Raw genomic sequence first — 19,084 nt, 5'->3', positions numbered from 1 at the left:
CCGCTATGCCGCTTCGCGGGGGATGAGGTTGGCGGCCGCGTCGGCGTTCGGGCGTCGTAGTTCCAGGATGACGGAGGTGTAGGTGTCGGAGGTGAGTCCGATGGTGGAGTGGCCGAGGACTTCCTGGATCTCCTTCATATCGGCGCCGCCGTGGCGTAGGTAGGTGGCGGCGCAATGGCGGAGGTCGTGCAACCTGACCGGTGGTAAGCCGCTTTTGGTGACGAGGTAGTCGAAGCGGTCGCTGATGGCCTGTGGATGCCAGGGTTGCCCGTCGGGGCGTACGAAGAACAGGCCTGTATCGGGCCACGCGTCTCCGCTGACCTGCTGCCATCGACCGCGCATGTCGAGGTAGGCGGTGAGCCCGGTGATGGTGGTGGGCCCGAGTGGGACGATCCGGTCGCCAGCGTCGCTCTTGACCTTGCGGGTGACTGGGGTGTAGCCGACGGTGGTGATCTGCTGGACGATGCTCAGGTAGGCCTCGTTGAGGTCGACGTCGTAGTCGCGGAGTCCGATGGCTTCGCCGCGGCGTAGGCCGCGGTGCAGGATCAGTTCGAACAGTGGGTAGAGCACGGCGTCGTGGCGTTGGGCGTAGTCGAGGAACTGTCCGGCTTGTTCGGGCCGCCACACCATCACTGGGCTGGGCCGGTCACCGGTCGCTTTCCACAGTTCGATCGCTTTCGGTGTCCAGACGCGGGCTTTCGGTCGGGTGCCGGATTCGAGTTCGATGCCGAGGGCCGGGTTGGTGGGGATGAGGCGGGCGCGCCGGACGGCATCGTTGAGTGCTACCCGCACGGTGGCGTGCAGCCGCACCATGCTGGATGCGCCCATCGGCCGCACACCACGAAACCTTTGACGTACGACCGGATCGGTGTCGGTTCGTGCGGCCCGGATCTGTTCGTTGCGGGCGTCGAGTGCGGTAAACATGACTTGGATGTGGCTGGTCCGCAGGCTCTGCAGCGGGATGTCTCCGAGGTGCGGGATCAGGTAGGAGCGGATGTGGTCGCCGTACCCGCGGATCGTCTTGGGAGAGAGCCCGCGCCGTCCGGCGAGCCATTGGAGGAGGTATTCGCCGGTGGTGGTCGGGACGGCGGCGGGGACTCCGGCGCGGACGCGGTCGGCGACGGTGTCCAGGTCCGGTAGTGGGATGCCGTTCCTGCAGGCCTGCAGGAGGTCGCCGATCTGTACGGCGAGGCCGGTGTCGTCGCCGGCCAGGGCGAGCAGCGCGCGGGCGTGGTCGAGTTCGGCGCGGGTGGCGTCGCGGTCGTCGAAGCCGCTGCGGCGTAACAACCGCCGTCCGCGTCCGAGTGCGGTGGGGAGTTCGAGTTGGTAGCCCCAGACGCCGTGGGTGGTGCTCCACGAGCCGCCGGGTCGGCGCAGTTTCGGGCAGCCGCTGTTGAGTCGTCTTCCGGTGGCGGTGTCTTTGCAGCCGCACCGTTTGGTGATGGATCCTTCGCTGGTCACGGTTCTCCCTGCTCAACGTGGTCGTCGACGGCGGGCGTTCTGATTCCGTCGTGGTGATCCACGCTTCGCGTCGCCGACGGCGTCAAGTCGCCGCCGGGCGGGAGGCTTAGGGCGGTGAGGATCCCGGCGACCGGTACGCGGTAGCGGGTGCCGGCGCGGATGACCGGTGCCGGGAACTCGTCGGTGCGGGCGAGGTCGTAGGCCAGGGATCGGCCGAGGCCGAAGATCCGCGCGGCGGTGGGTAGGTCGGTGACGGCGCCCAGGGCGCGGATGCGGTCTCCGGTCCACACACCGTCGCGGTGGCCGCTGGAGGAGTTCGGGTTCGGGGTGGCGTTCATGGTGAGAGTGCTCCTGTCGCAAGAGACGAGCCGACGCCGGGCGCATCCCGTGTCGGCCGCCGGCGCGGGCGGGATGCGCTGGCACTCTCAAACCGGCCCTTGTCAGCTCCGGCGAACACTCATCGATCTAACAGATGTCTAACAGAGTTCTGACAGCGCCTGACGAAAGTCTGACAGTGCAGCTCAGCGCCTTGATCGGCAGCGGAACCCGAGACTCTGACAGACCGGTACGGCGACTTGCGGAACGCGCTGTCAGTCGGTTGTGTACAACCGACTGACAGCGCGAGCGACCATGCTGACGTTCCGCGCAGAATCCTGTCGGGATGCCGCTGACCTGCACTGTCAGACATCCTCGGCGGCCTGTCAGAAAACTGTTAGACCGGGGAGTGTTCGCCGGAGCTGACAATCCCCGTTTTGAGGATGACGTCGCCGGTACGTGCGGCGCACAGGTGACCGGCCGGAATGCTCGCGCCGGCCTCCCGAAGGCCGCACCCTCCGCCCACACCCCAGGCGGTAAGGGCCGACACCGGCCTCACCCGCGGCCGTCAACCGAACGCAATGGCGTCTGCCACAGGACTGCCATCCATGCCGGGCCCGCCGACTCTCGCCAACACCAGGCCGGCCCGACGGTGCAGAGGTTCCGGACGGCCGCCACCACCCCCATCACCTCTCGAAGACCGAGGAGATCTCTGTGCAGTCCTCGTACTCGCCACCGACGACGGTTCGCGCGTCAGTGCGGATGTCAGCCTTGCCGTCAGTGTTGCCGTCAGTCTTCAACCGGACCCCCGAACCGACTCCCACGATCGCCTCACAGTGCAGGTCAGGGCGGCTGCGGCCACCAGGGACACGTACTCCGACAGACCCTGCAATCGTTCGGGTCTCCCCGGGGGTGCGCCATGGATGATCCCGTCCTGCGGGTGCAGTCCCAGCTCACCGCCCGCGACCGGATCCTGTTGGGCTGGCTCTACGACCACGGCGTCCTCACCACCTTCCAGGTCGCCAACGCTCTGTTCCCGTCGCTGGACTTCTGCCAGCGTCGCCTTCGCGCCCTCTACCAGCTGCGGCTGATCGCCCGTTTCCGCCCTCAACGCGCCGACGGCGGCTCATATCCGTACCACTGGCTCATCGACCAACTCGGCGCTGAAGTCGTCGCTGCGGCTCGCGACGAACGGCCGCCCCGCCGCGACCACGCCCGCTTGGAACGCCGTCGCTGGACCTCCACTCAAACGCTCACCCACCGGCTCGGCGTCAACCAGTTCTTCACCGATCTCGCCGGCCACGCCCGAACCCGTCCGAACGTGCGGCTGCGACAGTGGCTGCCGGAGGCCGCCTGCCAACGCGCCGGTACCTTCGCCGAACCGGACGATCCCGTCCTAGTCCGCGCCTACCAGCCCCGCATACGCCCGGACGGCTACGGCGTCTGGGCGGAAGACGACAAGGTCATTCCGTTCTTCCTCGAGTACGACACCGGGACTGAACAACTCGGCGTCTTGATTGGCAAACTCGTCGGCTACCGCAAGCTATTCGCCGAGATCGGGCGAGCGTGGCCGGTGCTGTTCTGGTTGCACTCCGCTGCCCGTGAGCGCAACTTCCGGACCCGACTCGCTGAACTGCCTCCAGTAATACCGATGGCGACCGGCGCACGAGATCATGCGGCGCTTCGCGGGCAGTCCCCAGCAGAAGCGGTGTGGGCGATCGCTGGAGACGGAGAGGGCCGTACATCCCTGGCCAAGCTCAGCGTGCTGGCGCTCAACACGCCCGAATCGCTGGTATCCAAGCCATAGCCACCGCAGCGGCTGGCCCTGGCCCGTACGGCCCCGGACACCGGGCCGTTGGACACAATCCGCCCCGCGGCGATGGGCCGAGCTTGGCGGCGAATTGGCCGATCGGCGGCAGGGAGGCGGGTCGCTGCTTCGAGCCAGCCGTCGACTGCTGTCACCGACCGCGACAACAAGAGGTAAGGCCGAAAATCCGAAGGAGCATTGTGGAAATCCGATGGGAAGACTTCCAGCGCCAAGCCGGCGAAGCGTTCGCGGCGGTTACGAAAGGTCTCGACGAGCGCCGGATCATGGTCAACAACGCTGGCCATCTCGCAGCGACCCTGGCCCGACTGCCTGCTGACACTCCTGTGATCATTGCTGGGACCACACGGATCGATCCCAGCCGGCGTCAAGACACTGATCAACACACAGTCACGCTTGCCGAGGTCGTTCCGATTGCCGTGGCGGACACGACCGTCGTCGACGATACGGGCGACGAATACCCGGCGTTCGCACCAGCTGTGCAGCTCGGAGCGGTCGTCATGAGCCGGAATGCCGTCAGGCCGCCGTTCGTGACCGTGCCCCAGCCAGCACAACAACGCGCCGAGGAAGCTCTGGCAGGCGGCGAGTTGGTGAATGCCTTGGCGGCCCAGGTGGAATTGCTGACCTGGATCTCGGGCTCTCTGACCACGCCAACAGAGGTAGTGCCCCTCGACTTTGACAATGAAATCGTTTCGGAGCACAACGAGGATGCGGACCTCAGCGCTGCGCTCACCCTTGAAGCCGAGCGACTTCATCAAGCCGCCCGTCGCCTCGCGGCGCTACACGCGCGGGCTGCCGAGTACGAAGCCGCAGCCGGCGTCGTCGAAGAAGCCGAAGGAATCGTCGAGGTGGCCACGCGCGCTAATCCGGACGACTCCGGGTCCGTGAGTTGACCCGCGGTGCTGGTGCGGCCGTCTGACTGTCGCTTCCATCGATATGTGCTAGTGCTCATCCGGTTACGCCAGGTAGTGTCGCGACGGGTGGCGTAGAGGCGATGGGGGTCGGTTCTTGCCGGACTGGCGTGACTTTGTGTGCAGTGCACTGGAATTTTGGATCAACGCTGAGGGTGGGCCGAACAGGGCAGGAAGACCGCTGCGGCTCGGCCGAGCTCGCCCAACGGAACCTGGTTGGTTCTCAGTAGATCTGCGGGGCCTGCGGTTTACCGGCATCGATCAGATCGAGTCACTTCGGCTGGCCGGCCCAGACGGCCTTGAGACCGGACCGTCGTACGCAGTTCTTGAGGCTGTGCAGGAAGGCGAAACGGTTCGGTTCCGGGTTCCCGAGTTCATCGACCTGCCCGAGCCGCAGCTTTGGCAGAGCAAACAGCCGCCCACCCGGCTGCTCGTCAAGCTCAAGGAGGGCATCGCTGGGCTGAAAGAGGCCGGCCTGGCACATGATCTCGCAGCAGGGCGGCTTACTCCGGCTCCCAGCCATCCGCCGCACGTCAGTGACTTCACTCCTGCCCAGGACGCGGCCCTCGCAGCATGTCGCGGTCGCGGAGTCCATCTCGTGTGGGGCCCACCCGGGACCGGGAAGACCCGCGTACTCGCCGAGGCGATAGATGCACTGGTCCGCGACGGCAAAAGGGTCCTGCTCGTTTCCGCGACCAACATCGCCGTGGACAACGCTCTGCTCGGCGCGGTGAAAAGCAAACGACATCGTCAAGGCCACCTCCTCCGGGTCGGCCCACCGCATCATCCGGAAGTTCTTGAACATCCCGAGGTTTGTTTGCCGGTGCTGGTCGAGCAGCGGCTGACGGCGGTCAGTCAGGAACGCGCCGGCATCGAGCAACGCTTGGTGGAGATCCGAAAGGAGCGCGGCGAACTGGTTCGCCTGGAGCGAGAGCTTGCTGGCTTCGATCCAGACGCGTACCACGGTGCGAGGCGAGCTGCGGCTGCCGCTGCCTCGGTTCCTCAGCTGGCATCTGACCTGTCGAAGAGTCAGGAGGCTCGTCGTGTCGCGCAGATCCACTTAGCGGACGCGACAGCGGCTCACGACGATGCAGAGACTCGGTGGCTTGCACTCGAGCAGGCTCGCCAGGCTTATTCGGAGATCGACCGCCTCTGGCGAGAGATTGAGGAACTCGTTGCGGCCGCTGACGGTCAAGCTGCTCGCTCCCTGCAAGCCAGCCATGCGGCGGACCTGATCGACACCGAGATCCGTGATCTCGTAGGCACTCGTCGTTTTCCGCGGCTACGTGATCGTGGTCGGCTGAAGAAGCTGGCAGCCAATCAGGAACAGGCTACGGCGCGGGCGCAGGAAGCCACTCTGCGGGCGCGTGAGGCGAAAGATCTAGTGGATCGCCAACAGCACCGGTTCGAGCTTCGAAAGGAGCAGCTGGCGACCACAGCCGGTTGCAGCCGCTCGGACATCCGAGACGCTCAGGCGGCGTTGTTGAGGGCACGTCGGGAAGTGGAACAGTCGGCCACGTTGGTCAATGAGATCACCGAGAGGCGCGACATCGCCCAGCAGCGTCTCCTCGCCGCAGAGGCCGCATCGCCGACCGATGCACAGCGCGCCTTCGTCGCCGACGCAGACCGCCGAAATTTGTTGACTCTCGATGCGCAGATGCGTGTCTTGCGCACCCGGCTCAACGCTTCCGAAGGTGACTGGGGGCGCCTCGAAGCTCAGTACGCCAAGGTGCAGGAGCAATTCACACGGCTGAGCCGAGATGCTGAAGGCGAAATCATCCGTGGCGCACGCCTGGTCGCGACCACTCTTGCCCGGCTCCGGATTAGTAAACCGCTCATGGACGGACCGTACGACGTCGTGCTGGTCGACGAGGTCGGCGCCGCGAACCTTCCCGAGGTGCTGCTTGCGGTATCTCGCGCGGGCCAGGCAGCCGTTCTCTTCGGCGATTTCATGCAGCTCGGCGCCATCATCGACAACAGGGAAGTCAGCAAGACGGACCGATCTGACGTGCAGAAGTGGCTGATTCCGGACGTGTTCACGCACTGCGGGATCACCTCCGCGAACGACGCCGACCGGCATCCCGGCTGCACCATGCTCGATGTGCAGCATCGCTTCGGACCGCAGATCATGGGGCTGGCCAACGCGGTTGCCTACGATGGCCGCCTCAAAGCCGGCAAGTCCGTCCGGCCGCATGTCGAAACTGATCCGGAGATCTTGCTGGTGAATGTCGACGGTCTTGGGGAGATAGGACGTGTACGAAGCGATGGGCCCTTCAAGGGATGGTGGCCCGCCGGCGCACTCCTTGCTCGTGTGTTGGCCGACTTCCACCAAAGCCGCGGGGAGCGAACGGGCATCGTGACGCCGTACGGGCGGCAGGTCGAGGCAACACTCGAGGCGCTCAGGGATCACGAGACCGGGGATTCCCTTGTCACCGAGGTTGGTACCGCCCACCGTTTCCAGGGGCGCGAGTTCCCGATCGTGGTCTTCGACATGGTTGAAGACGAATACGACACTCGCTGGATGGCCGAGGCCAGCCTTACCAAGAGCCTCTTCCTGCGGGACGGCATCCGGTTGTTCAACGTCGCGATCACTCGAACGCAACACCGGCTCTACCTAATCGGGAGCTGGAAACGCATCGAGGACGCTGCGGCGGGAACGCCTTTTGGATACATCGCTGAACTTATCCGGACGAAGCGCGCCCGGGTAATCCACGCCAATCATCTGGTCGCTCCGACGTCGACCCCAGACGACGATCTGGCGCACCTTGCGGGATCCTTCACTGGCGAGTTGGCCGAGCTGCTGGCCCAGCATGTCCGTGTCGAGGACATTCACGACGAGCGGACGTTCTTTGATGTTTTTGCTGATCACATTGCCTCCGCACGCCAGTCGATCTGGCTATGGGCGCCTTGGACCACCAACCGGGTCAAGTCCGTCTTGCCGCTGCTGCAAGCCGCCGTCGACCGGGGCGTGCGCATCACCCTTTTCGTCCGTGACCCAGGCGACAAGACGCAGCGCGAGCCAAAGCATCAGAAGTTTCTGGCCGACCTCCGCGCCGTCCTTCACACGGTTATCGAAGTCAACGTCATGCACCAGAAGATCGTCGTCATCGATGAACAGACAACGCTACTTGGCAGCCTCAACGTGCTATCGCAGAGCTGGACCCGCGAGGTAATGGTGGCGATGCGTGGTGCGCACTTCGCTCGGAAGCTCCTCGAGCACGAGCACTCCGCCGACTTCTCCCGCCAGCCGACATGCGGTGCATGCGGAAGCTCTAAAGTCGACCTGCGTCGACGACGCAACGGGAACTGGTACTGGCGGTGTTACGCAGAGACATGCCCGAAGCGGACCCCAAGCGGGCGGGGCGGCTGGACGCATGACATCGTTCTCGGCTCGAGACCAGCGACTCGGGGTGCAGTCTCGCCTCAGCGTTCAGGCCAGAGGCGCTGAGCTTCATGCGGTTGGTTCAGAGGCGTACGAATCGCAGGGTCTCACGTAGGGTTTTGCAGCTCCGACGGGTCGGGGCGACTGCGAGCTGATGGATGTGCTGGCGGCGGAGGCTCGGAAAGCATCCGGACCTCGGCGCCGCGCTCCCCCTTGGCGTGGAGTGATTGAATCAAGCCGCCCGTCGTCTGCAGGCGCTACGCGTACATGCCGCCGCTTATGGTGCTGCGGGCCTGGGCTGCATGACCGGGATTCCACCGGCCGGGAGGAGAAAGTCGGCGCGGCGGTCGCTCTTGGTGAAGGATCAACTACTCAAAGCTTCTATATTGCCTTCTGTCGATTTACAGTGTCGGCATGGCTTCTCGCACGGTTGGCAAGCTGGCTCGCGCCATGATCGTTTCGCCGGACCAGATGAATCTCCTCGGTGCGCCAGCGGATCTTCTGCGTTCTGCGCTGCAGCCCGGCTTTCGAGACGAACGCTACAAGCGGCTATGGAGATTGTCTCGTACGCGCGAGCAGTCAGGCTTCGTCTACGGGCATCTTGGGTTCGAAAGCCAGTCTGAAGCCGACCTTTGGGCCGATGATGAGCAGGAATTCGAGCCGGCCGAAGTGCCGAATGGCGCGGCTTCCCCGTTCGTGATCCGGCTGAAGGATTTGACCATGGTCTTTCAGACGCGCCGCCAGGACATCCGCGTCGCGTCTTTCATAAGTGCGTTTCAGGCGATGCTTCGCACCATCGACAAAAATAAACAGTGGAGACTCGAACCGCTTACCGGAAAAATGTCCTTTCATAATTGGCGGCGAGAGATGGAAAAGATTAGCCGGGTTCGCTTCAAGATCAAGAAAGAGGATCCGCAGCCTTCCGATGGCGGATTAGTAAGCCTGATGCTGCAATGCAAGCCCGATCTGGCCGCGCTGGAACTCCGAGCCAAAGATGGGATCGAGGTTAGCGGTGACCTGATGCGTGAGCTGCTGCAACATGCAGAGTCGGGGTACGGCGAGCTGGTGGCTGTTGGCCGTAGGAAAGACAACCCTGCATCCGAGAGGATCTGGGTCAGCACGCTGGAGGGCGAGAGCGTCGTATCGGAGGTCCCGATCGATCCTGAGACTGGAGAAGCCACGTTCGAAACTCTCATGGCCGAACTCGGAAACGTCGAACGGCCAGACTGAAACTGGTCTCGCTATATCTGAACAAACCGTGTCGGATCCTGGAGGACCGCTGTTGCGCCATCAGGATCGGCGAGGCGAGATGCCAGCGTCGCCAGCGCGAGCCGCTCCGGTAGCGCCTCGCTGAACTTGAGTCCGTCGAGAGCCTTCTTATTGACCTCGGGCAGGCAGAGACGCTGATCGGCGTCTGCGATGAGTGTCCGCCATTCTTCCCGGGTGAGATTGTCCCGTAGGCGGATCTGGCAGTCATCGAAGCGTTGGACCGGGTCGACCACCTCGGTCAACGTGGCTGCCAAGGTGGCGTTCGCGCGGAAGCCGGCCCAGGTCCACCACCGCAGGTCATCGCCGTGCCGATCGCGAAGGATGACGCTGCCACCCGGATGCACCAGCGAGGATCGTTCTTCTCGTTCTTGTGCGAGGCGTTTGGCTGCGCGGTGGGTGAGTTTTACCGGGGGATCGGCGCCGAGAAGCACCTCGCGCATGGCGCGGCTCAGCTCGAACCCGATACCCGACCAACCTCCGGTCGTCCAGCGAGCCTTTCCGCCGCTGTCGGCTGGCTCGACGAAGCAGCGCCGGCGCCGCCAGTCGATGTAGGTGACCCGCCAACTTCGCCCGTTGAGTAGCAGTCGACGGTCGCCCTGCACCTCCTCGGTGAGCAGCGCGGGGTCGACGCGGCCCAGTTCTTCGCGGCCTACCAGAACGGTGAACTCGGGTGCTCCGACGAATACTGCGGTCATGCCCATGAAGTGTCGGTGCCCGAAGCGCCGTTCTGCTTCGGGACCGATGTAGAGCATGTTGCTGTCGCTGTCAAGGTAGCCCTGATCGATGAGATGGCGAATGATCGGGGTGGCACCATGGCCGAAGGGGTCGAGACCGTTCCACCACTGCGTCCAGTTCTGATCTCCCACGCGGTGTTCTTGCAGGCAGAGCGCGAGCATCTGTTGGGCGACGATGTGCCGTGGTTCGGGCGGGGCGACGACTGGCTCGACCCATCCGCGGCCCCAGAGCACCAGCAGGGCCGCTGCCTCCAGCAGAGCGTCGCCGCTGCGGGTGAGGAAGAGGCAGTTACGGATGCTGCCTGGCCGTCGCCCCGTACGCCCGAGTCGTTGCAGGAATGAGGCCACGGTTGAGGGGGCGTCGATCTGGATGACGCGGTCGAGGTCGCCGACGTCGATGCCCAGTTCGAGTGTGCTGGTCGAAACGATGACGCAGTCACGTGCCTCGGCGAACGCCTCTTCCGAGCGTCTTCTTTCGTCGGCGGACAGTGAGGCGTGCGACAAGAAAGTGGTGATGCCGCGTTCCCGCAGGAGGCTGCCGAGTTGTTCGACGGCCTGGCGGGATTCGCAGAAGACCAGCCGCTTTTCACCGGAGTGCAGCCCGGAGATCACTGTGGCGGCATTGTGCAGGGAACCGACGAAGTCGAGTTCGATCTCGCCCGGTGGAGGTGTAGCCGCAGTCGCTGTCGCGGCGACTGGCAGATCAGGAGCGATGACGCGTCCGGCTCGTACACCCGCGCCGGAGCCCTGCAGCCAGGTGAGCAGGCGATCCGGATTGCCTACGGTTGCCGAGAGCCCGATCCGCTGAACGGGACGGCCGATGAGGTGGGTCAGGCGTTCCAGGACGGCGAGCAGATGCCAGCCGCGGTCGTCGCCGGCGAAGGCGTGCACCTCGTCGACGACCACGGTCCGCAGGCCGGCGAAGAACGCCCGATGGTCAACGTTGCGGCTGACCAGCATCGATTCCAGGGATTCCGGTGTGGTCAGGAGTACGTCCGGGCGGGCGGCCAGGATGGCTCGCCGTCGTGACGCGGTGACGTCGCCATGCCAGAGCGCGGCTCGCCGTCCCAGCCAGTCGGCGTAGCGTTCCCAGCGTGGCAGCAGGTTGTTGAGCAGGGCTTTGAGCGGGCAGAGGTACAGCACTGAGGTTCCGGACCAGCCCTCGGATGCCATCCGGGACAACAGCGGAAACGCTGCCGCTTCGGTTTTTCCTCCAGCGGTCGGAGCGAGCAGGAGCGTGTCCTCACCGGCCAGCAGCGGTTTCACCGCAGCTTCTTGTAGGGGCCGTAGTCCCGGCCATTGCAGGGAGTTGACGATGTGGTGCAGCAGTACGGGATGCAGCAGGTCGACGGCGGTCACACGTCTAGTGTGATGTCGTCGGCGCTTGCGGCGTTGCGTTCCACGTCAGTCATCTCCGCTGCCGACATGGTCGGCGCGTAGTGCTGCCTGGGGTCGAAGTCCGGGAACTGGTCGACCCGATCGAGGACATCACCCACCAGCTTCTTCAGATACAGGCGCGGCACGATGCCGATCTTTCCTCCCAGGCCACCGGCGACGGCACGGGCCAGTTGGTCAAGGTACGCGTCGTCGACCAGGGTCCGTATCCGGTCGGGAGCAGTTGACCCGTCGGCGTAAAGGTCGCGAACGCGGGCGCCCAGCTCGACCAGGGACTCGATGGTGAAGCCTGGCAGGCGGATCTGCACTGCCCTGGGGTTGTCGAATCTCGGATCCGTGCCGAAGTCCACAGCGAGTCGTTGCGCCAGCGGGGCGAGCCGCTGCACACCTTGCTGCCCGTCGTAGAACGCCGGCGTGCCGGTGATGACGAGATACAGCCCGGGGAAACGGCCCGAGTGCACCTCGTCGATCAACTGCCGCAGCGCGTTGAGCGCTTTGTCCCGGACGTCGCCGCGGACTCGCTGCAGCGTCTCTACCTCATCGAGGACGAGGACCAATCCCGGATGGCCGGCGTCCCGCAGGACGGTGAGCAGCCCTTGGAGAAAGGCCATGGCGCCGAAGTGGTCGAGTTCGCCGCGGATCCCGGCGGCTCGTTTCGCCGACGCCGCGACCTGCGGCTGTCCGGCCATCCACGCGGCCAGGCCGTCCGCGACGACGGTGTCGTCCGAGGTCAATGCCGCCCGGTAGCCACGCAACCCCAGCGCGAAGAGCGAGGAGTGCTTGCTGACCTGGGCAAGCCGCTGTTCGAGGAGTCGATCCACCGCCGCGCCCACGTCTGCTTCGGCCGTGGGATCTGCTTCGAGCGCATCGGCTTCCAGCGTGAACAGCCAGGAGTCGAGAACAGCGCGAAACGCGCTGGGTGGTATCGACGCCGTCCGCATGGACTCGGTGATGCGCCGGTACACGGTCTCCAGCCGATGCAACGGCGTCTGGGTCTCGGAGATCTGCACCTCGGCCGCGGCGAAACCGCGGCGTAGAGCCCGTTCGGCCAGGTGTCGCGTGAAGAAGGTCTTGCCGGCGCCGTATTCGCCCCGTACTGCCTTGAAGACGGCGCTGCCGGACTTGACCGTGTCGAGCTCGCCGTCGAGAGCGGCGGAGAATCGGTCGAGGCCGACGGCGAGCAGGTCGAGTCCGCTCTCCGGGACTGTTCCTCGGCGAAGCGCGTCGATCACCTCGCGTCGGCGGCGCTGGGAGACGTCTGGAGTCACGCGGGGACCTCGAACTGCTCGGTGAGGAGGGTGACGTCGAGCGTGACCGTGCCGGTCGCTGGTTCGGCGGACAGAACGGCGTACCCCTCGATGTTGAGCAGTTGCTGAACCTGTGTCAGCGCACCCCGAAGCCGGGTCTGCGCCACACCGAGGGCCTGTGCCGCGAGGGTAGGTGCCAGCCGGTTGGCGGCTGCCCCCACCAGCGCGTCGATGATGCTCGCGATCTGGTCGTCGGTGACGATGAGACGGCCGGTGATCCTCCGCTGCGCCTTGTAGACGGAGCTGGTCACGATGGCGCGGCCAAGCGTCACCGCCGGTTGCTCGACGGTCTGAGGGGTCAGGTCGAACAGGGTCGGGCCGTCTTGCCGATCGCCGCGACTCTTGGTGCTCGCGGCCTTCGAGACCGGCGGTGTGGCAGACGGCTGCGGAGCGGCTGCGGAGGTGAGCCACCAGGTGGGTTCCTGCGGCGGCAGTAGGTCCAGTCCGGCCGGGTTGCGGGTCTCATCGGGTATGAGGACGGCGACCGGGACGACGACCTCCGCTGCGCTGGCTCCGCCGTGGTAGCCGGCCTTCAGAGGTCCGTACCGGAGGGTCTCGTCGACGGCCAGGACGGCTCGGTGGCCGTCGGTGAGAACGCGCGGGCCACTGACCTCAATCTCGTCATCCTGGACGGGAGCGGTGGCGGTGCGAGAACGAGCGCTGGAGATATTCGGGTACGAACGTTGTGCGCCTTGGCGGCGTTCGACGATATGACCGTGGTCGGCGGTCACGACGACCGTCCGCCCCGCGGCTGCGGCCCGAGCGAGAAGCGGTTCGAGATGCTTGACGGCATCAGCGGTCCACACCGTGCCCGCGGGGTCACTGCGGTCGAGTGCGTCGTCGATCGTGTTTAGGACAACGGTCACCAGCGACAGCTCGATGTCATCGATAGCGCCGCCGACGTCCGGGCTGACCGACCAGCCTGCCGCCGTCGTATCCACTGCCTTCTTGTGGAAGAGCCGTGCGGTGATCTTTCCGCCTTTGGCGGTGATCTCGGCGTACCCGCGCTGTTCTTCGGGCTGCTGACCGCGGGCCAGGCGGCCGGAGAGCAAAGAAGCGCGACTCACCTCCGTGACCGACGGCAACACCGCGAGCGCTGCGGTCCTTCGTCGATTGCCGGATCCTGGCAGGGCAGCCTCAAGCCATCCGAGTCGTGTAGTCGCGTCGGACAGAATCTCCGTTGCGACGGCGGCGCTCATGCCGTCGAGGACCAGCAGCAGCACCGGAGCCTTGCGGGCGAGCGGGATGACGCTGCCTGGCAGCAACTGCTCCAGGTACCAGATGGTTCCCGATTCGGCTGGCACGCCGCGGCCCGTAGGGATCGGCGCTGAGGCGAGCGCCCAGGCGAAGCGACGTTCCTGTGCGCGACGTCGCTGCTGCGCGGCGGTGACGACGGCGTGGAGTGCACTTGACAAGCTGGGATCGTCAACGCCGCCGAATGCGTCGTTGATCGCCGCGTCAGCCCACGCCGCGCTGTCGAGGTAGTGGCGCACGAGCGCGCCGAGCGCAGGGGAATCCGAGGCAGCACCGGGCGAAGGATCAACCTCGGTGAGCCACCGGACAAGTCGTACCGCGGCCTCGAACGGAACCCGAAGCGGCGTTGTCGCTCCGAGCCGGTGCGTATGGACTGCAGCCCAGGCGGTCTCGACGGTATTCGTGTTGTCGACGCGGACCGGTGAAGTGACTGCCCGGCGCAGGAAGTCGGCGAGTGCGACAAATCGTGCTCGCAATCCGCCGGCGAGAAGTTCTGAGTAGCGTGCCAGCGGTTCGGCTTGGAGCTGCTTGAGAATGATGTCGGCCCGGTCGAGGGAGCGCGCGACATCGTCATCAGCACGCCGATCATGAATCAGGTCGGACAACAGTGTGTCCGCTGCTTGTCCGAGTGCGGCCAACGCCACCGGCGAAGGACTGGGATCGCCCCATCGCGGTTCCAGCCGGACCAGGGCCAGCTGGGCCTGATGCGCTGTCGGCGGGTCATATCGTTCAGCAGTCAGCAAGCGAAGAACCAGACCGAGCGGAACAACGTCGGCGAGTTCGCCGCGAGACAGTAGCGAACGAATCGGGCCTGCAGCCGAGCCCGCACGCTGGGCGATCCAGTCGAGCGTGGTGTCGGCCAGCAGGTCTCCGACGCTGCGGCGCAGAGCACCGAGGGAGGCAACGCTCTGCGCAGCGATCGACCAGCGCAGGACGCCGAGGACGTCTGCGGTGTCCGTATCGAAGCCGAGGTGGGTCGCGGCAACTGCACCGAGCGCGTGAGTACGGGTGAGCACACCGGCCGGGGCTGCGGGCCAGCCCGCCTGCGGGGTTGCCGCGACCAACGCCGTGGCCAGCTCCCGGTTGTCCGGTCGGCTGGTCAGGGCAGGGTCGATCCCGCTTGCAGCGAAACGGGTCCGCACCGCCTCCCACGGGTCAGGGCTGCGCAAACGCTGCCAGATGAAGTGGGCGAGGATACCGGCACCGAGGTCACCGTCGTCACGGTCGGTGACGACGACGAGCCAGTCGCCGTCGCGGTGTTCGCCGAGCAGCTCGCGGGCAGCTAGCGCCGACTCGGCCGCACGGATCCGCACGGTCTGGCCCTGGTGTTGAAGGTCGGCGGTGATGGCCCGATCGGGGACACCACGAATACCTATGACGCCACTGCCGTAGTTCTTGGCACGGGCTTCGTCGACGATGGCAAGCACCATCGACGCGCTCACCCGCGGTGCGGCCATGGCGACGGTCACGGCAGCACTCGCCACGTCACCTCGACGGTGACCTCGGGGTTGTCGTTCAAGAAAGCCTGCAACTGATCCAGGACATCTCGGTTTCCCGCTCCGCCAGCCCGACTGGAACTCCCGGCTCTCGGGCCAGACACCACCGGCGGCTTCGGCTTGGGTTGGGGACCAGGCGGGGGCACAGTGCTCTTCGATAGCCAGCCGAAGATCCCATCCTCGCAGGACGCAAGCGCCCGCCCGATCGGGACGGGCAACTCGTCCTGCTCCAGAGCGGCCCGCAGGCCGTTGACGACGGCAGCAGCATCCGTGGCGCGGGTTCCTTCGCCGTTCATCGCTTCGCGAAGCGGGTCCAGCCGGTGCCACGCAAACGCGGTGAGCGCCTTCTCAACAGCGTCCGCCGCAGCCAGCGACTTACCCGCGGCGACGGGAGTCGCCTCACCAAGATCCGCCTTCGCCAGCACCTGGACGAGCTTGACACCGTCCAGGTGACGCAGCTGCTGCATCAGCGCGGAACACGCTTTAGCGGTCTTCAACCGGTTGCCGTCCGCAATCGCCAAACGTCGGTACGCTGCCTCGACCGCTCCCACCAACACGGGCGCTGTCTTCGCGAGTTCCGCCGCTTTGGTGGCGACCTGCCCGACGAAATCAGCCACCGCAGGAGCGGTGAGATACGCACTGGCCGTGATACCGAGCATCGCGCCGGCCACGGTGCGTGCCGTCTCCCATTCATCCGCGGACGGCAGTTCCTGAGTGCGCAGCTCCATCACCGGGGTGAGCGAGCCAGGCTCCGGGACGACCGGCAGCGCCGTACCCTGTTGGAACCAAGCACGCTGCCGCAGCGCCGCCCACGCGATGACAACCAGGTCAGCGACCTCGTCCCGCAGGCCATGGGCGGGCGAGACGTCCCGGATCCAGCGCCGCAACTCCGCGACGGACACCGGGCCGTCGGCGGGTTTGCCCTGTTCCTGCGCTCGCCGGCCGAGTGCCCGCTCGATCTCCTGACCCCACGGGGTGAACCGATCGTCGCCGAAGAGGTAATGCATCTCCGTGGCCTTACCGACGCCGAGCGGCTCCGCGATCCGTCGAACCACGGCGGCGTCGACCTGTAGCTCGACGCGTTTCTCACTGTCCGCCGCAGTCTGCGCGACGTACCGGGCAACGGCTTTGAGGTCGCGAACCTTGACCTCGACGTCGCCTGGCTCGAAGACCGGATGCGCGGGGTAGAGGGCCTTGAACGCCTCATCGAGCAGCTTGTTGAAGGCCTGACCGAGCGTGGCGCCGACCGGATTGGCGGGGGCGAAGCGCCGCTCGAAGGAGAACAGCGTCCGTTCGTGCGACGCGTCTTCGAGGAGTACGCCCGGGCGTGGTGACGCGGCGCCGTACGCCTGCTGCACCGCGTCCTCAAGGCTGCGCCGCAGCGTGTTGCGCTGGGATTCCAGGATCGACCGGGCGAGGGCACGGTCGGCTTCGTTGAGGTGGTCGGCGTGACCCTGCCAGCGTTCGGTGCTGCCGTCGAGCAGCCAGTTCAGGATGACCAGGCGCCGCAGCTCGCGGATCTTGTCATTCGACAGGAACCGAGGCAACCACACCACGGTGCGCTCCTGCACGCCCCGGGCCACCATCTCGTCCAGCCGCTGTAGGTCCTCGACCGTGGAGTGGCCCGGGTCGTCGAACGGATGGTCGATGACGACCCGCCAGGTGTCCGGAGCTGCCCGGAAGTGGTCGTCGGAGAGCCAGCTACGGTCGCGGACGTTACCGAAAAGCACATCGACCTTGCGCTTCGAGCCCCGCCAGACGAAGTCGAACGGATAAGCGCCTTGCAGGTCCTGCGACGCCAGCGTGACACCAAGACTCTCGCTGACAAGGTCTTTCAGCAGCTCGCGGCGCCGACCCTCGTTGTCCTCGGCCTTCGCGCGCTCCACGATCGACTCGTAGTCGACGTCGGACAGCTGAACCCGAATAGTCGGGTTGCGGTCGTCGCCGTCGAGGTGGATCTCCGGGATGTCCCGGGCCCAGGTACGCACCTTGGACAGCACCACGGCCGCCTCACCGCCCGGCAGCGGCGACACGATTGAACCGTGGTTGAGCGACGCGAGCCGGGCCGCGGTCAGCGCCATCAGCGCCGGCACCCTCGGGGCGACGGCCGACAGCAGAAGAGTCTTGGCCAACCGATCATCGGTACGGAACCCGGGCGGAACCTTCTCCGGCTCCTCACGAAGGGTCCGCTCGTCGATGCCGTGGATGCCGAGCAGCAGCGGTCGCAGCTTGTCCGTGTACAGCTTGTTGGCCGATCGGAACAGCGCAGCAGCCTCGGCGTCCAACGCCTGCCCGGTCTGCCCCTGCACTACGAGGTCGAAAGAGTCACCGACCGGAATGATCTGGTCGATGGTCATCGTCTCGCGTCGGTCGACGAGCATCTGCTGCATCACCTTGAGCGCGGTCCGCTCGCGCTGCATGACGCTGGCCAGGCTACGCAGCGTGGACACCAAGGCCGGCGAGAACGGATAGGTGAGGCGGAACGCCTTCTCATCGGAGCCGCGATGCCGCTCGTCGGTGTTCACACCATCAAGAAGCACATCCCAGACCGCAGGGCGGCGGTCGATCGACCCGAAAGCGCCCTCAAGGACCGCGGCAGCCTCAGCGTCTCTGGGCTGCAGGAGGCGCCGATTCGCGACGTACGGAAGGTTGTCGTCGCCCAGCGGGATGACGCCGAAACGGCCCTCCTGATGGCGGAAGGCGCGATCCAACGCGTCCTGCTCCGCACCGCTGGCACCGGAGTCGGCGAACCAGCGCCGCAGATCCATCTGCCGGGCCACGAACGAGATGAGCGGAATCGGCCGCCCACCGATGGAAGACTCGACCAGCTTGGTGAGCTTCTGCGACTCCCTGCGGAAGAACTCGCGGTCCTGCACCGAGAACGCCAACCACAGAACCAGCTCGTCGAGGAACAGAACCACAGCGTCGTAGCCGAGGCTCTTGGCGTGTACCGAGATCGCCGCCAGTCCGGTGTCCAGGTCGACGTACTCCGCCTGCTGCGTATACGAGCGGAAGTACACGTCTACCAGAGCCGACACCAGCTTCTGCCGACTGGGACTCGCCGCCGACGCCGCACGCGCCTCGGCGTAACGAACCGCATCCCACTGTCCCTTACCCAGCACCGCAGCCCACGGGTCGGCCGCACCACCGCCCTCACTATCTGCCTCGCCGTTGAGGCCGGCGAAGAACTGCTGGTCACCGAGCTGGGCTCGGTACCGCTCGGCATCTTCGAGAAGAGCATCAGACTTGTGTACGGCGGGCAGCGGCGCACCAGGATGACGCTCGGCCATCTGACGGATGTACCCCTGGAACAGGGCCTCCTCCATCGTCCGCGCGCCGAGCAGGTGAAAGGCGAGCGGCAGGATCTTCCGGTCGGCCAGAACGGGGTCGTGGCGGGCGACCACCGGATGAAGCTCAGGTTTGTCTCGGGCGGCGGGCTCATGCTGCAAGAGGGCATGCAGCACGGCCATGAAGTGCGACTTACCCGAACCGAACGAGCCAGTCAGGAACGACCCACGACTCGTACCGGAGGTGATGCTCTCAGCCACCAGGCCCATAGCCGCGTCGAACGCTTCGACCAGCGCATCGGTGACGACGTATTCGTCGAGCGTGCGTTGGACCGCGCTGTGCCCTACCGAATCGGTCAGGCGCAGGACGTAGTCCTCCGCACCGGCCCGCTCGGGAATGGTGATGACGTCGCGCAGCGGGGTGTTCACGCCTTCTCCTCAACCTGCA

The 19,084-nt window shown here is 65.8% G+C and carries 10 protein-coding genes; 4 read left to right on the top strand and 6 right to left on the bottom strand.

Annotated features, from left to right (window positions below; genetic code table 11):
- Positions 1 to 3: 3 nt before the first annotated feature.
- Both ACQPZW_RS48250 and ACQPZW_RS48245 read right to left on the bottom strand, forming a co-directional pair.
- A complete protein-coding gene (locus tag ACQPZW_RS48250) occupies positions 4 to 1,461 on the bottom strand; it encodes a tyrosine-type recombinase/integrase (RefSeq protein WP_433792669.1) in 1,458 nt (485 codons plus the stop codon).
- Complete coding sequence (locus ACQPZW_RS48245; RefSeq protein WP_433792668.1) at positions 1,458 to 1,799, bottom strand: hypothetical protein; 342 nt, start codon at positions 1,797 to 1,799, stop codon at positions 1,458 to 1,460. Before ACQPZW_RS48245 ends, ACQPZW_RS48250 begins: the two co-directional genes overlap by 4 nt.
- A gap of 896 nt (positions 1,800 to 2,695) precedes the next feature.
- On the opposite strand from ACQPZW_RS48245, the gene ACQPZW_RS48240 reads away from it, so the two are divergent.
- From ACQPZW_RS48240 to ACQPZW_RS48225, 4 genes are all read left to right on the top strand, one after another.
- Complete coding sequence (locus tag ACQPZW_RS48240) at positions 2,696 to 3,583, top strand: replication-relaxation family protein (RefSeq protein WP_433792667.1); 888 nt, start codon at positions 2,696 to 2,698, stop codon at positions 3,581 to 3,583.
- Between the two features lie 200 nt (positions 3,584 to 3,783).
- Positions 3,784 to 4,494 (top strand): hypothetical protein, encoded by a 711-nt coding sequence (locus ACQPZW_RS48235; RefSeq protein ID WP_433792666.1) that lies wholly within the window; start codon positions 3,784 to 3,786, stop codon positions 4,492 to 4,494.
- 352 nt (positions 4,495 to 4,846) lie between these two features.
- Entirely contained in the window at positions 4,847 to 7,960 is a 3,114-nt protein-coding gene (locus ACQPZW_RS48230) for an AAA domain-containing protein (protein ID WP_433792665.1), read from the top strand.
- A 348-nt stretch (positions 7,961 to 8,308) separates the two neighbouring features.
- Positions 8,309 to 9,124 (top strand): hypothetical protein, encoded by an 816-nt coding sequence (locus ACQPZW_RS48225; protein ID WP_433792664.1) that lies wholly within the window; start codon positions 8,309 to 8,311, stop codon positions 9,122 to 9,124.
- Between the two features lie 11 nt (positions 9,125 to 9,135).
- Here the strand turns inward: ACQPZW_RS48225 and ACQPZW_RS48220 are convergent, their stop codons facing one another.
- Genes ACQPZW_RS48220 through ACQPZW_RS48205 form a run of 4 tightly spaced genes read right to left on the bottom strand, consistent with a single transcriptional unit; the run spans position 9,136 to position 19,065 of the window.
- The gene (locus tag ACQPZW_RS48220; RefSeq protein ID WP_433792663.1) at positions 9,136 to 11,256 is read right to left on the bottom strand and encodes a DEAD/DEAH box helicase; all 2,121 of its coding nucleotides are present in this window, start codon (positions 11,254 to 11,256) and stop codon (positions 9,136 to 9,138) included.
- A complete protein-coding gene (gene brxD / locus ACQPZW_RS48215; RefSeq protein ID WP_433792662.1) occupies positions 11,253 to 12,560 on the bottom strand; it encodes a BREX system ATP-binding protein BrxD in 1,308 nt (435 codons plus the stop codon). The genes ACQPZW_RS48220 and brxD overlap by 4 nt, the downstream gene beginning before the upstream one ends.
- The gene (gene pglZ / locus ACQPZW_RS48210) at positions 12,557 to 15,322 is read right to left on the bottom strand and encodes a BREX-2 system phosphatase PglZ (protein WP_433792661.1); all 2,766 of its coding nucleotides are present in this window, start codon (positions 15,320 to 15,322) and stop codon (positions 12,557 to 12,559) included. Before pglZ ends, brxD begins: the two co-directional genes overlap by 4 nt.
- Positions 15,319 to 19,065, bottom strand: a complete 3,747-nt coding sequence (locus ACQPZW_RS48205; protein ID WP_433792660.1) for a DUF6079 family protein — start codon at positions 19,063 to 19,065, stop codon at positions 15,319 to 15,321. The genes pglZ and ACQPZW_RS48205 overlap by 4 nt, the downstream gene beginning before the upstream one ends.
- Positions 19,066 to 19,084 lie beyond the last annotated feature (19 nt).

The sequence above is a fragment of the Actinoplanes sp. CA-252034 genome, assembly GCF_050956125.1.
Taxonomy (GTDB): domain Bacteria; phylum Actinomycetota; class Actinomycetes; order Mycobacteriales; family Micromonosporaceae; genus Actinoplanes.
Note: the sequence above shows the minus strand (reverse complement) of the source record. Positions and strands in the feature narration are given on the sequence as shown.